At 72.9% G+C, this 13,810-nt stretch carries 10 protein-coding genes; 2 read left to right on the forward strand and 8 right to left on the reverse strand.

All coding sequences use genetic code 11. The features are described 5' to 3' along the window. Nucleotides 1-112 precede the first annotated feature (112 nt). A complete protein-coding gene (locus ABGB18_RS10855; RefSeq protein WP_347695287.1) occupies nucleotides 113-994 on the forward strand; it encodes an ROK family protein in 882 nt (293 codons plus the stop codon). A 12-nt stretch (nucleotides 995-1,006) separates the two neighbouring features. Here the strand turns inward: ABGB18_RS10855 and ABGB18_RS10860 are convergent, their stop codons facing one another. The 7 genes from ABGB18_RS10860 to ABGB18_RS10890 form a co-directional block, all read right to left on the reverse strand. Next, on the reverse strand, nucleotides 1,007-2,728 hold the full coding sequence (locus ABGB18_RS10860; protein ID WP_347695288.1) for an acyclic terpene utilization AtuA family protein: 1,722 nt from the start codon (nucleotides 2,726-2,728) through the stop codon (nucleotides 1,007-1,009). A gap of 4 nt (nucleotides 2,729-2,732) precedes the next feature. Continuing rightward, a complete protein-coding gene (locus tag ABGB18_RS10865) occupies nucleotides 2,733-3,509 on the reverse strand; it encodes an enoyl-CoA hydratase-related protein (RefSeq protein WP_347695289.1) in 777 nt (258 codons plus the stop codon). After that, nucleotides 3,506-5,389 carry a biotin carboxylase N-terminal domain-containing protein gene (locus ABGB18_RS10870; protein WP_347695290.1) on the reverse strand — a complete coding sequence of 628 codons (1,884 nt, stop codon included), beginning with the start codon at nucleotides 5,387-5,389 and terminating at the stop codon, nucleotides 3,506-3,508. Before ABGB18_RS10870 ends, ABGB18_RS10865 begins: the two co-directional genes overlap by 4 nt. Further along, the gene (locus tag ABGB18_RS10875; protein ID WP_347695326.1) at nucleotides 5,386-6,918 is read right to left on the reverse strand and encodes a carboxyl transferase domain-containing protein; all 1,533 of its coding nucleotides are present in this window, start codon (nucleotides 6,916-6,918) and stop codon (nucleotides 5,386-5,388) included. The genes ABGB18_RS10870 and ABGB18_RS10875 overlap by 4 nt, the downstream gene beginning before the upstream one ends. Before the next feature lie 53 nt (nucleotides 6,919-6,971). Continuing rightward, the gene (locus tag ABGB18_RS10880) at nucleotides 6,972-7,607 is read right to left on the reverse strand and encodes a TetR/AcrR family transcriptional regulator (RefSeq protein WP_347695291.1); all 636 of its coding nucleotides are present in this window, start codon (nucleotides 7,605-7,607) and stop codon (nucleotides 6,972-6,974) included. Nucleotides 7,608-7,723: 116 nt separating this feature from the next. Further along, the gene (locus ABGB18_RS10885; protein ID WP_347695292.1) at nucleotides 7,724-10,012 is read right to left on the reverse strand and encodes a protein kinase; all 2,289 of its coding nucleotides are present in this window, start codon (nucleotides 10,010-10,012) and stop codon (nucleotides 7,724-7,726) included. A 411-nt stretch (nucleotides 10,013-10,423) separates the two neighbouring features. Further along, the gene (locus tag ABGB18_RS10890; RefSeq protein ID WP_347695293.1) at nucleotides 10,424-11,785 is read right to left on the reverse strand and encodes an FAD-linked oxidase C-terminal domain-containing protein; all 1,362 of its coding nucleotides are present in this window, start codon (nucleotides 11,783-11,785) and stop codon (nucleotides 10,424-10,426) included. A 90-nt stretch (nucleotides 11,786-11,875) separates the two neighbouring features. Between ABGB18_RS10890 and ABGB18_RS10895 the strand changes: the two genes are divergently transcribed. After that, entirely contained in the window at nucleotides 11,876-12,445 is a 570-nt protein-coding gene (locus ABGB18_RS10895; RefSeq protein WP_347695294.1) for a hypothetical protein, read from the forward strand. A gap of 3 nt (nucleotides 12,446-12,448) precedes the next feature. Here the strand turns inward: ABGB18_RS10895 and ABGB18_RS10900 are convergent, their stop codons facing one another. After that, the gene (locus ABGB18_RS10900; RefSeq protein ID WP_347695295.1) at nucleotides 12,449-13,654 is read right to left on the reverse strand and encodes an aminotransferase class I/II-fold pyridoxal phosphate-dependent enzyme; all 1,206 of its coding nucleotides are present in this window, start codon (nucleotides 13,652-13,654) and stop codon (nucleotides 12,449-12,451) included. Nucleotides 13,655-13,810 lie beyond the last annotated feature (156 nt).

Raw genomic sequence — 13,810 nt, forward strand, 5'->3', positions numbered from 1 at the left:
GCGCACGGCGGGTGCACGGACTCTCGTCCCGCGAGCCCGCCGGGGGACATAGGCCCTATCTTTCTCCAGAACGGATGCCGATCTCAAAATAATCGACAGGGGAGGATCGGGCATGGACTGCGTCGTCGCGCTCGACGTGGGCGGCACCACCATGAAAGGCGGATTCGTCGCCCAGGACGGGACGATCCTCCACTTCGAGCAACGGGCCACGCCGCGTGCGGAAGGTCCCGGCCGCGTCATCGCCGAGATCTCCGCCTTCGTCTCCGAGTTGTCCCGCCCCCGCGCCGGGCTGCGGCCGCTGGCCGTGGGGCTGGCCGTCCCCGGGCTGGTCACGGAGACGCACGCGGTCTTCTCCGCGGCGTTCGGCTGGCGCGACGTGCCCGCCTCGGCGTTCACGGACGTGGACCTGCCGGTGGCGCTGGGGCACGACGTCCGCTCAGCCGGCGAGGCGGAGCTGGTTTATGGAGGACATTCCAGCGGGGACGTCCTGTTCCTCCCCATCGGTACGGGCATCGCGGGCGCGGTGGTCCTGTCCGGCTCGCTGTACGGGGGCGCCGGGGGATGGGCCGGGCAGATCGGGCACGTCCCGGTCTGGCCCGACGGGCTCGCCTGCGGGTGCGGGCAGCGGGGCTGCCTGGCCGCCTACGCCTCGGGCGGGGCGCTCGCGGCCCGGTGCGGGGTCGCCTCGGCCTCCGAGGTGGCGCGGCGGGTGGCGGAGGGGGACGAGCGGGCGGTCCAGGTGTGGGACGAGGCGGTGGAGGCGCTCGCCGCGGGGCTGGCCACGTACACGCTGCTGCTGGATCCCGACACCGTCGTGGTCGGCGGCGGGGTGTCGCAGGCGGGGGACGCGCTGCTGGGCCCGCTCCGGGAGCGGCTGGCGGCGCGCCTGACGTTCCGGCGGCCTCCCGAGCTCCGGGCTTCGGTCCTCGGGGCGCGGGCCGGGGTGCTGGGAGCCGGATCGCTGGGCTGGCGGGCCGCCTCCCCGGCCGCATAGCCCTCGGGCCGCTCAGCCGGCCAGGCTCGCCGGGACGTCGACGAGCCGCGCGCGCAACTCCTCGCCCAGCGCCTTGGCCTGAGGGTCCATCCGGGGGCTCGCCGCGACGCCCCTGCCCAGGAGACCATGAATGACGAAGTTGAGAGCCTTGATGTTGGGCAGCTCGTAGCGGTCGACGCGGTACGCCGCCAGAGCCGGGAGAAGCTCCTTCAGCATTTCGGCCGTCAGGAGCCGCTCCAGCCAGTCGTAGCGCTCCCGGGTGTCCGTCCATACTCCGAGGTTGGCGTCGCCGCCCTTGTCGCCGGAGCGGGCACCGGCGACCCGCCCCAGGGGCATGCGCACCGCCGGCCGGCCGGCGGCGGGCTCGGCCCGCGGGTACCCGCCAGGCCGGGCCGCCCCCGGCCCGCCGCCCTGGCCGGCCGGGGGCGGCGAGTCGGCCGGGTGCGGTGAGTCGGCCGGAGGCTCCTGCGGGAGCTCCGTGCCGTTCAGGAAGACGCGTGGGTGGACCTGTGCGGCGGGGACCAGCACCGGCCAGTAGACGCCATAGGGAGAGGCGTTGCCCGGCGGGGTGAGGGCGTAGAAGCCCGGATAGCTGGCCAGGCCGGTCTCCACGACCGCGGCGGAGAACGCGCGGCCGGCCCGCTGGGGGTCGGCGTCCATGACCGTGATCCGCAGCAGGCCCGAGTCCGTGAGCGTGACATCGACCTGGCCGAACGACTCCCGGGGGATCCTGGCCCAGATCGCCTCCTCCGCCACCCGGGCCTTGGCCTCCAGGTCCAGGCCGGTGAGCACGAGGGTCATCGTGTTGCGGTATCCGGCCAGGTGGTTGACGGCGACCTTGAGGGTGTCCGGCGGCGGCTCGCCGCGCACGCCCGAGACGCGGACCCGGTCCGGCCCCGCGTCCGTCAGGGTGATGGTGTCGAACCGGGCCACCACGTCGGGGCCCAGGTAGCGGGGCGTGGTCAGCTCGTAGACGAGCTGGGCGGTCACCGTGCCCGTCGAGACCAGGCCGCCGGTGCCCGGGTGCTTCGTGATGACGGACGAGCCGTCCGCGTGCAGCTCGGCGATCGGGAAGCCGCAGTGCGCCAGATCCGGTACGTCCTGGAAGAACGCGTAGTTCCCGCCCGTGGCCTGGCAGCCGCACTCGATGATGTGCCCCGCCACCACCGAGCCCGCCAGCGGGTCCAGGTCGCCCGGGCCCCAGCCGTACCGCCAGATGCCCGGGCCCGTCACCAGGGCGGAGTCGGTCACGCGGCCCGTCACCACCACGTCCGCGCCCGCGGACAGCGCGGTGGCGATGGGACGGGCGCCGAGGTAGGCGTTCGCGGTCAGCGGGGTGGCGGTGAGGGCCTCGCCGGTGTCCGCGTTGGTCAGGTCCAGGGGAGCGCCGGTGAGGTCGTCGCCCGTGACGTGGGCCACCGCGGGGGAGAGCCCGAGGCGGGCGGCCAGGTCGTGGACGGCCTCGGCGCAGCCGGCCGGGTCCAGGCCGCCCGCGTTCGACACGATCTTGATGCCCCGGTCGAGGCAGGTGCCGAGGACGTCCTCCAGTTGACGCAGGAAGGTCGGCGCGTAGCCGGGGCGGCCCTTCAGGCGGTTGCCGGCGAGGATGAGCATGGTCAGCTCCGCCAGCCAGTCGCCCGTCAGCACGTCGATCGGGCCGCCCTCGACCATCTCCCTGGCGGCCGAGAGGCGGTCGCCGTAGAAACCGCTGCAGTTCGCGATGCGCAGGCTCATCTCGCTAGTCCTGGCGCGGGACCCACCTGGGCGGGCGCTTGTCCATGTAGGCCGCGATGCCCTCCTGACCCTCCTCCGAGGTGAAGCGCTCGGCCGACAGTTCGGTCATCCGCCGCAACCCCTCCGCGAACGACACCATGGGCACCTCCCTGACCAGCCGCTTCGTGATGGCCAGGGACTCCGGGCCGCCCCTGGCCAGCAGCCCGGCGTAGTGCGCGACCGCCGCGTCCAGCTCCTCCTCGGGCACCGCCCGCGAGATCAGCCCGATCTCCACGGCCCTGACGGCGTCGAACACCTCGCCGGTCAGGAAGTATTCGGCCGCCGCCCGGGCGCCGACCCGCCGGAGCACCGGCACCGAGATCATGGCGGGCACGACCCCGAGCCGTACCTCCGTGAACGCGAACGTGGCCGTCAGCGGCGCGACCGCGAAGTCGCATGCCGCCACCAGTCCCAGGCCGCCCGCCCGCGCGGTGCCGTTCATGCGGCAGATGACCGGCTTCGGGCTCTCCCAGACCAGTTCGAGGATCTCCGGGAACGACGCCGTCACCGGCGCCTCCGGCCGGCCCTCCGCGCTGCGCTGCTCCTTGATGTCGGCGCCGGAGCAGAACACCTTGCCGGTGGCGGTCAGCACGATCACCCTGGCCTCCGGCTCGGCCAGCGCCCAGGTGAGCCGGTCCTTGAGGTCGCTCAGGAGCCGCATCGACAGCGCGTTGCGGTTGGGCGGCGAGTCGAGCGTGACGGTGGCGACGCCCGCCGTCAGCTCCTTGTGTACCAGGCTCATGGATTCCCCTCTTGGATGATCGCCAGCACCGCGCCCGCGTCGACCTGCTGGCCCTGCTCGACGTGTACGCCGGACACCACGCCGTCGGCCGGGGCGGCGATCCGGTGCTCCATCTTCATCGCCTCCAGCACCAGCACCGCCTGGCCCTTGGTCACCCGGTCGCCGGGCGCCACCTCGACCCGGGACACGCTGCCCGGCATGGGGGCCAGCAGGGATCCGGGGGGGACCTGCTCGACCGGCTCGGGCAGGCGCGGGACCGGGGTGAGGACCAGGCCGCCGCCGGCGTGGTCGACATAGATGGTTTCGTCGCCCTCGTACCGGGCCACCTCGAACGTGTGCCGGACGCCGTCGCGTTCCAGGATCACCCGCCCGGGGTCGGCGGCGACCACCGTGACGCCCTCGGGGAGCGGGTCGTAGACGATCTCGGCCTGCTCGAAGCGGGCGCGGCGGGGCTGGGAGCGGACATTGCGCCAGCCGCCCGGCAGGCTCGCCAGCACCCGCGCGCGGCGGCGGTTGGCGGCGGCCATCGCCAGGGCGGCGGCCAGCACCGGCAGGTCGCCGGGGGGTTCTTCGCGTGGCGGGCCGTCGTCGTGGAGGGGGCCGGTGGGGGAGAGGAAGCCGGTGTGGGTGTCACCGGCCAAGAAATCCTGATTTGTCAGGATTTTTATGAGCAAATCGCGATTTGTCGTGAGGCCGTGGAGCTTCGCCCGCCGCAGCGCCGTGACGAGCCCGCGTACCGCCCGCGCGCGGGACGAGCCGTGCGCGACGACCTTGGCCAGCATCGGGTCGTAGTGCGGCGAGATCACCGACCCGGACTCCACCCCCGAGTCCACCCGCACCTCGCCGGGCACCTCGAAGCGCCGCAGCACGCCGCTCTGCGGGACGTAGTCGCCGTCCTCCGCGTAGAGCCGCACTTCGACGGCGTGCCCCGCGGGCTCCGGCGGCGCCGGTGGCAGCGCGGCGCCCTCGGCCACGTCGAGCTGCAGCCGTACGAGATCGACCCCGAAGACCAGCTCGGTCACCGGGTGCTCGACCTGGAGCCGGGTGTTCATCTCCAGGAACGCCACCCGGTCCCCGAGGACCATGAACTCCACCGTGCCCGCCCCGGCGTAACCGATCTTCCGGGCGGCCCGCACGGCGGCCTCGCACAACCTCGCCCGCAGCTCCGGCGAGATCCCCGGTGAGGGGCACTCCTCGACGACCTTCTGATGCCGCCGCTGCACGCTGCACTCGCGCTCGCCGAGCGCCCACACGGTCCCGTGCCGGTCGGCCAGCACCTGCACCTCGACGTGCCTGGCCCGCTCCAGCAGCGGCTCCACGAACACGGTCCCGTCGCCGAACGCCGCGGCGGCCTCGCGCCGCGCGGACTCGACCTCCCCGGCCAGCTCGTCCGGCCCGCGTACGATCCGCATGCCCCGCCCGCCCCCGCCCGCGGCGGCCTTCACCAGCACCGGGAACTCCCCGGGCGCGGCCGGGTCCAGCGACGGCAGCACCGGCACCCCGGCCTCGGCCATCAGCCGCTTCGCCGCGATCTTCGACCCCATGGCGGCGATGGCCGCGGGCGGCGGGCCCACCCAGACCAGCCCGGCCGCCAGCACGGCCCGGGCGAAGTCCGCGTTCTCGGACAGGAAGCCGTAACCCGGGTGCACGGCGTCCGCGCCGGAGGCCCGGCAGGCGTCCAGGATGCGGCCGATGTCCAGGTAGGTGTCGGCGGGGCGGGCACCTGGCAGGCGTACCGCCAGGTCGGCCTCGGCCACGTGCGGCGCGTCCGCGTCGGGGTCGGAGAACACGGCCACCGTGGAGACGCCGAGCGAGCGGCACGTGCGGAAGACGCGGCGGGCGATCTCGCCCCGGTTGGCGACGAGCAGGCGGGTGATCACGGCCGGAACACCCCGAACCCGCCCGGCGCCGGCACCGGCGCGCTGTTGCTCGCCGACAGGCACAGACCCAGCACGGTACGGGTGTCGCGCGGATCGATGACCCCGTCGTCATACAGGCGCCCGGACAGGAAGAACGCCAGCGACTCGGCCTCGATCTGGGCCTCCACCATCGCGCGCATCGCCGCGTCGGCCTCCTCGTCGTAGACCTGGCCCTTGGCCCGCGCCGAGGCCCGGCCCACCAGGGACAGCACGCCGGCGAGCTGCGCCGGGCCCATGACCGCCGACTTCGCGCTCGGCCAGCTGAACAGGAAGCGGGGGTCGTACGCGCGGCCGCACATGCCGTAGTTGCCGGCCCCGTACGAGGCGCCCATGACGACGGTCAGGTGCGGGACGGTCGAGTTGGACACCGCGTTGATCATCATGGCGCCGTGCTTGATGATGCCGCCCTGCTCGTAGTCCTTGCCGACCATGTAGCCGGTGGTGTTCTGGAGGAACAGCAGCGGGGTGCGTGACTGGTCGGCGAGCTGGATGAACTGGGTGGCCTTCTGCGACTCCGCGCTGAACAGCACGCCGCGGGCGTTGGCCAGCACCCCCACCGGATAGCCGTGGATGCGCGCCCAGCCGGTGACCAGCGAGGTCCCGTAGGCCGGCTTGAACTCCTCGAACTCGCTCCCGTCCACCACCCGTGCGATCACCTCACGGGGGTCGAAGGGCACCTTGAGGTCCTCGGGGACGATCCCGAGCAGCTCGTCCGCCGGATATTCCGGCTCCCGCGGCTCGAAGGGGGTGATGCCCTGCTTGCGCCAGTGCAGGGAGCCGATGATGTTCCGGCCGATGCGCAGCGCGTCGTGCTCGTCCTCGGCCAGGTAGTCGGCCAGGCCGCTGACGCGGGCGTGCATCTCGGCGCCGCCCAGCGACTCGTCGTCCGACTCCTCGCCGGTGGCCATCTTGACCAGCGGCGGGCCGCCGAGGAACACTTTCGCGCGTTCTCGCACCATCACCACGTAGTCGCTCATGCCGGGCACGTAGGCGCCGCCCGCCGTCGAGTTTCCGAACACGATCGCGACGGTCGGGATCCCGGCCGCCGACAGCCGGGTCAGGTCACGAAATATCCGGCCACCCGGGATGAAGATCTCCTTCTGCGCCGGCAGGTCGGCGCCGCCGCTCTCCACCAGGTTCACGTACGGGAGCCGGTTCCGCAGCGCGATGTCCGAGGCGCGGAGGGATTTCCGCAACGTCCACGGGTTCGACGAGCCGCCCCGGACCGTGGGGTCGTTGGCCGTGATCACGCACTCGACGCCCGCCACGACCCCGATCCCGGTGACCACGCCGGCGCCGACGGGGTATTCGCTGCCCCAGGCGGCCAGCGGCGACAGCTCCAGGAAGGGCGAGTCGGGGTCGACCAGCAGCTCGATCCGCTCCCTGGCCAGTAGCTTGCCGCGCCCGCGATGGCGTTCGACGTATTTCTCGCCGCCGCCGCCCACCGCCTTGGCGTGCTCGGCGTCGAGCTCCGCCAGCTTGGCCAGCATCGCCTCGCGCCGCCTGCGGTAGTCCTCGCCGCCGGGGTCGAGCCTGCTCCTGATCACGTGCCCTCCTCCGCCGGAGCTGACGCCTCCGTCAACCCGATGGCCCGAGCCCACAGCCGCGTCAGATGGTCGACGGCCACCTGCTCGTCGGCCTGCTCGCCGAGATCCAGCCAGACGCGGGCGAAATGCTCGACCATCCCGCCCAGCATGATCGCGGTGAGCCGGGGGTCCAGCGCCGGGTCCGCGAGGCCCTGGTCCTGCAGCCGCCGCAACCCCTCCGCGCCCCGCCGGACGAAGACCTCGCGCAACTCCAGCAGCAGCCGCCCGAACCTGTCCGTGCCGGTCGCGGCCTGCTCCAGCATCCGCACCAGCCGCGAGTTGGCGGCCCAGGCCCGCAGGTAGAGGCGGTTGGCCGCCTCGATGCGGGCGTAGGGGTCGCCGGGGGCCGCCGCGCCGACGACGCTGGCCGCGAACATCTCGCCGACCACCGCCTCGGCCACCTCGCCGAACAGCGCTTCCTTGGAGCCGAAGTAGGTGTAGAAGGTGCCGTGCGAGACCCCGGCCCGCCGGCACACGTCGTCGATCCGCACGGCGTCGTAGCCGTGCGCCTCGAACGCCTCGCGCCCGGCCTGCACCAGCGCGGCCCGCGTCCGCCTGCCGCGGGACGTCGGCGCCGGCGACTTGACGATCACGTCAACCACGCTAGCCGACAAAGGCCGTCACGTCACGGGGCGCCCTGGGGCGCGTCCCCTCCATCCCATCCCGGAGGCGGCGTTCTCCTCCGTGATGCGCTCGGGCGTCGCTCCGGTCAGGAGCAGTGGCTCCAGCCGGACTTCCAGCTCTGCGCGCCCCACGAACCGCCCCAGATCACGCACTGCTTCTTGGCTGACAGGCGGACCGGGCCGGCGTAGGCGGTGAACTTGCCCGGGTTGCTCCCGCTGGAGCCGCCCTTGACCTGGAGGATGGCGTTCATCTGGATCTTGGCCGGATACACCTGGTTCGACATCGTGACGACGCAGTTCTTGCCCGCACTGGAGCTGTACAGGAGGTAGACGACGGCGTACATGCTCAGCGGGTGCGAGTCGATGATCTGGTAGCCGGAGCCGCACACCGTGGTCGGCCTGTACGTGTTCGGCTTCGGCGGCGGGGTCGGCTGGGTCTGGGTCTTCTTCTTGCTGGAGGCGGTCGGGCGGGAGGTCGCCGTCGGCTCCTTGGCGGGGGGAACGACGTCCCGTTTCCTGGTGGGTGTGGGGACGGCCGTCCTGGTGGGCCTGGGCGCGATGGTGACCGGGTTCGGCACCTGGGCGGTGGGGGTCCTGCGCGGCCTCTTGGTCTGCTCGGGCTCGTCGATGTCCAGGCTGGGGATCGGAATGGAGACGTCCGTGGGGACGGCCGAGGAGGGGGTCTGCGCGACGGCGGGGGGCTGGTCGCCGGAGGCGTTGTTCTGGGAGGTGTCGCCCACGGTGGTCACCGGCGTGGGCGGCTTGCTGTTCGCCTGCACCACGACCGCGCCGGCGACGACGACCAGCGCCACCGCGGCGGCGCCGGACAGGGCGAACGTGAGGGTACGGCGCTGCTTCGCCGCGCCACCGGGCCCGCCGGTCCCGCCGGGAGCGCCAGGCCCACCGGGAGTGCCGTGAACGTGGGGACCGCCGTGAACGTGGGGACCGCCGGGAGCGGCCGGGCCGCCAGGAGCGCCTGGCCCGCCGCCCGGGGCTCCCGCCTGGAAGGGCCGGCCCGCGGGCATGCCGGGGCCGCCGTGCGGCGGCATGCCGGGCGCACCAGCGTGCGGGTTGTGGGGGAAGCCGCCCTGAGGGACGCCGTGCGGGCCGTTGCCGTGCGGGGCGCCTCCATGCGGGGTGCCTCCATGCGGCATCCCCGCCTGCGGATTGCCGGGCATCCCCGGAGCGTTGTGCGGCATCCCCGCCGGGGGGACTCCATGCGTCGAGCTACCGGACGGGCCGCCCGTCGCGACGGGACCGCTCTGACCGGGGTCGTGCTGGGCGGCGGCCGCCGGCATGCCGTAGGGGCCGGTCTGCGGCGGGGCGACGGGCTGCGGGCCTGTGAGGTGCGGGTCGCCGGCCTGGAGGTGGCCGACGGGCTGCGGGCCGGTCGGCTGCGTCCACGGGCCGGGATAGACGTCCTGGCCGCCCGTGGTCCCAGACTGCTCACCCGCGGAGCCGGACTGGCCGCCCGCCGCCCCGGAGTGCGACCGCGCGCCGGACGGGTCCGATGCGGGGGTGGGGAGCCGCGTGCCCGTCACCGGCTCGACGGCGGTCTTCGGCGCGGGCTGCCCGGTGAGGCGGTCGATGATCTCGTCGGCGGCGGGGCGCTGGGCCGGGTCCTTGGACAGGCAGGCTTCCACCAGCTCGGCCAGTGCCCCCTCCATGCCGCCGAGCTCGGGCTCCTCGTTGAGGATCCGGTTCATCACGACGGGGATGGAGTCGGCGCCGAACGCGGGCTTGCCCGTGGCCGCGAACACCATCGTGACGCCCCAGGCGAACACGTCGGCGGCCTCCGACACGGTCGCGCCGCTGAGCTGCTCGGGCGCCAGGTACGAGGGCGTCCCCATGGCCATGCCGGTGGCCGTCGCGCCCGGCGAGTCCAGGGCGCGGGCGATGCCGAAGTCGATCACGACCGGCCCCTCGGGGCCCATCAGCACGTTGGCCGGCTTGAAGTCGCGGTGCAGGATCCCGGCGCGGTGGATGGCCGCGAGCGCGGTGGCCGTACTGATGGCCAGCCGTTCCAGCGCCGCGCCCCGCCGCGGTCCCTCGTTGATGACCAGCTCGCGCAGGGAGGGCCCCGGCACGTACTCGCTCACGATGTACGGCCGGCTGCCCTCCAGGTCGGCGTGGAGCACTGGAGCGGTGCAGAACCGGGCGACCCGCTGCGCCACGGCCACTTCGCGCAGGAACCTGGTCCGGGCGTCGGCGTCGGCTACCAGGGCGTTGTGCAGCAGCTTGACGGCGACCTGTTCCCCCGAGTCGCTCTTGCCCAGATATACGACACCCTGGCCGCCCTCGCCCAGCCGGGCGACGATGTCATACGCCCCCAGCCGTCGCGGATCGTCCGCCGCCAACGGCTGGAACTGATTCACGTCGGACCCCCATAAACCCTGTAGATGAGGCGAAACGCTACCAGCGTGAGCCTTGAGGCGTCTGCCGGAGTTATCAGAAGTTTCCGGCTTTGACGAGATATGTCAGCTTCGTCGCAGGTCGTCGCGCGACGATGCCGAAGGTCACGGCTTGGTGAAGGCTTCCGGGGGCACAGGCCCCCGGAACGGGACCGGTCCAACGCCACGATCGGCCCCGATCCGGGGATCGGTCCAGCAGGGCGAACGGCCCTGAACCGGGACCGGTCCAGCAAGGTGAACGGCCCTCATCCAGCCCCTGAACCGGAGCGGTCCAAGGGGCCGTGCCACCCGGACCGCCCGCCTGGCGAAAGGTGGCCAGGGACGCCGGTCCGGGCGGGAGGCGGTGGGTTCGCGCTCGGCCTGGGCGCCGCCCTGTCAGATCGCCTTGCCCGGGTTGAGGATGCCCAGCGGGTCGAAGACCGCCTTGATGCCGCGCTGGACCTCCGCGGCGACCGGGCCCGACTCCAGCGCCAGCCAGCGCTGCTTCAGCACCCCCACCCCGTGCTCGCCCGTCAGCGTCCCCCCGAGCTTCAGCGCGTGCGTGAACACCTCGTCCGCCGCCGCCCACACCTCCGGCGGCGGCTCCGCCGTCCCGTGCTCGAAGATGAAGACCGGGTGCAGGTTGCCGTCCCCGGCGTGCGCGACCGTGCAGATCTTCACCCCGTGCCGCGCGCCCGCCGCCTCGATGGCGGTGATCATGTCGGGCAGTACGGACCGCGGCACGCACACATCCTCCACCAGGCACGCCCCGAGCCGCTCCTTGGCCTGGTACGCCATCCGCCGCAGCCCGACCAGCTCCTCGGTCTCGGCCGGGCTGGAGGACACGGCCACGAACGAGGCCCCGTTCTCCATGCACAGCCGCTCCATGCGCTCGATCATCGCCTCGCCGTCGGTGGCGTCCGACTGTCCGATCAGCATGGCCTGCGTGGCGGGCTCCAGCCCGATGTTGCGCCAGTCGTCGATGGCCTGCAGCGTGGCCCGGTCCAGCAACTCCATGAGCGACGGCTGGCAGCCCGCCGCCATGATCGCCGACACGGCCGCCCCCGCGTCCCGCAGCGAGCCGAACTCGGCCGCGAACGTCGCCGGCGGCGCGGCCGGCGCCCGCCGCAGCCGGACGGTGGCCGAGGTGATCACGCCCAGCGTGCCCTCGGAGCCGACGAAGAGCCCGGTCAGGTCGTATCCGGTGACGCCCTTCATGGTGCGCCGGCCGGTGTTCAGGATCCGGCCGTCGGCCAGCACGACCTCCAGGCCCAGCGCCGAGTCGCGGGTGACGCCGTACTTGACGCAGCGCAGCCCGCCCGCGTTCGTGGCCAGGTTGCCGCCGATCGTGGAGATCTCGTACGACGAGGGGTCGGGCGCGTACATGAGCCCGTGCTCCCTGGCGGCCCGGTCCAGGTCGGCGGTGATGACCCCGGGCTCGACGACGGCGATCTCGTCGGCGGGGGAGAGCTCCCTGATCGCGGTCATCCGGGCCAGCGACAGGACGACCGAGCCGTCGCCTGCCGTGGCCGCGCCCGCCAGGCCCGAGCCGGCGCCGCGCGGCACCACCGGCACCCGGTGCTCGGTGGCCCACTTCATGGTGGTCACCACGTCGTCGCGGGAGGCCGCCAGCACCACGCCGAGCGGTTTGCCCGGCGCCACGAACGTCCGGTCGCGGGCATAGGAGTCGATCACGTCGGGATCGGTCAGAACGCGGGCGCCGGACAAGGAGTTCACCAAGGCATCAATCGGTCTCACACCTTGCACCTTAGGCGCAAAATCGGGCGGCCCGCCGGGGGCGCGCTCACGTGGTTTGCGTAGTCCGTCGCTTACAGCAAGACTGCCCGGGTGGATGTCAGGTGCCCGACGTGCTCGGAGACCGACCAGGTTGCCGCGGTTTCGGGCGCGGTCGCCGCCGGGACCACCTATCGGATCGGACGGGTCAGATTACCCGGCGAGCGCGAGGTCGCCGACCTGCCCACGGCCGCGCTGCTGGGCGCCTCCAAACACGTCATGAGCCGTACACAGCTCGCGGTCTGGTTGTCCTTCCCCAGCCGCCACTACACGCCCTGGACCCGGAACCACGGCTACATCCTGCTCTGCGTGGCGGCGCTGACCCACCTGGTGGTGGCGCTGGTGATCGCGATGGGGCAGGACCCCCGGTGGGGCGAGGTGCTGCTCGCCCCGTTCTGCCTGACAGGGCTGTTCTGGGGGCTCGGGCTGCTGTTCGTGCTCGGTTCGTACGGCGCCCGCAAGCGCGACAGGACAGAGGCTCCCGCCAGGGAGAGGGCGCTGACCGTCTGGGAGGGCCTCTATTACTGCGCCCGCGACAACGTGGTGTTCGAGCCCGGGGTCGGCGTCTCGTTCCATCCGAGCGAGACGCGCGAGTACATCTTCGGGTTCAGGAACCCCAGATGAGGGTCAGGCCCGCTCCTCCGCCACCAGGCGCACGCAGACGGTCAGGCCGGTGATGGCCCGCTCCAGCTCGTCCAGCTCCGGGTAGGTCGGCGCGATCCTGATCACGCGGTCGGCGGGGTCGGTGCCGTAGGGGTGGGTGGCGCCCGCGGGGGTCAGCGCGATGCCCGCCGCCTTGGCCCTGGCCACCACTTCGGCGGCGTGCGGCACCTCCAGGCTGACGAAGTAGCCGCCCTTCGGGCTGGTCCACTCGGCCAGGCCGCCGAGCCGCTCGGTCAGCACCTTGTCCACCAGCTCGAACTTCGGCCCGACCAGCTCCGCGTGCCGCCGCATGTGGGCGGCCACCCCGGCGGCGTCGCGCAGGAACTCCACGTGGCGCAACTGGTTGAGCTTGTCGGGGCCGATGGACTGCTTGGAGGTCTGGTGCAGGAACCACTTGACGTTCGCGGGCGAGGAGCCGAAGAACGACACGCCGGCCCCGGCCAGCGTCACCTTCGAGGTGGAGGCGTAGACGAACACCCGGTCGGGGTTGCCCTGCCCGGCGCTGAGCGCCAGCAGGTCGGCCAGCTCGGCCGGGGCGTCGGTGAGGTGGTGCACCGCGTAGGCGTTGTCCCAGAAAATCCGGAAATCGGGGGCGGCGGTGGGCATGGCGGCGAGCCTGCGGACCGTCTCGTCGCTGTAGACGACGCCGGTCGGGTTGCTGTACTTCGGCACGCACCAGATGCCCTTGACGCCCGGGTCGGTGGCGACCAGGCCCTCGACCACGTCCATGTCGGGGCCGTCGGCGGTCATCGGGACGGGCACCATCTTGATCCCGAACCGCTCGCAGATCGTGAAATGCCGGTCATAGCCGGGGACCGGGCACAAAAACGTGACCTCCGGCTCCTCCACCCACCGGCGCGCGGCGCCCGGCACCGGCGTCAGCAGCGCGTGCGCGATCGTGTCGTGCATCAGGGTCAGGCTGGAGTTGCCGCCCACGACGAGCTGCTCGGCGGGCACCTGGACCAGTGGCGCGAACAGCTCGCGCAGCTCCGCCAGCCCCTGCAGGTTGCCGTAGTTGCGGCCGTCGGTGCCGTCGGCGGCCCGGTAGGACGTGGGCAGTTCCAGCATCCCGTTGGAGAGGTCGAGCTGGCGCGGTGACGGCTTGCCCCTGGTGAGGTCGAGCGAAAGCCCCTGCTGGACGAGGGCGGCGTAGTCACGCTGAGCGGTCACGAATTCTCCTCCGAGTCGGCCGTCCGAGCCCGCCGCGTCCGGCGGCCGGCTCGGGATAGCGCCTTGCACACGTACGCAGGATAGGAGAATCCACCGGATGAACCGGCCTCCATCCGGTATGTGGACCGTCTGGACCGTGTTCGCCGGCTCCGCCCC

The organism is Nonomuraea sp. B12E4 (assembly GCF_039871825.1).
Classification (GTDB): Bacteria; Actinomycetota; Actinomycetes; order Streptosporangiales; family Streptosporangiaceae; genus Nonomuraea.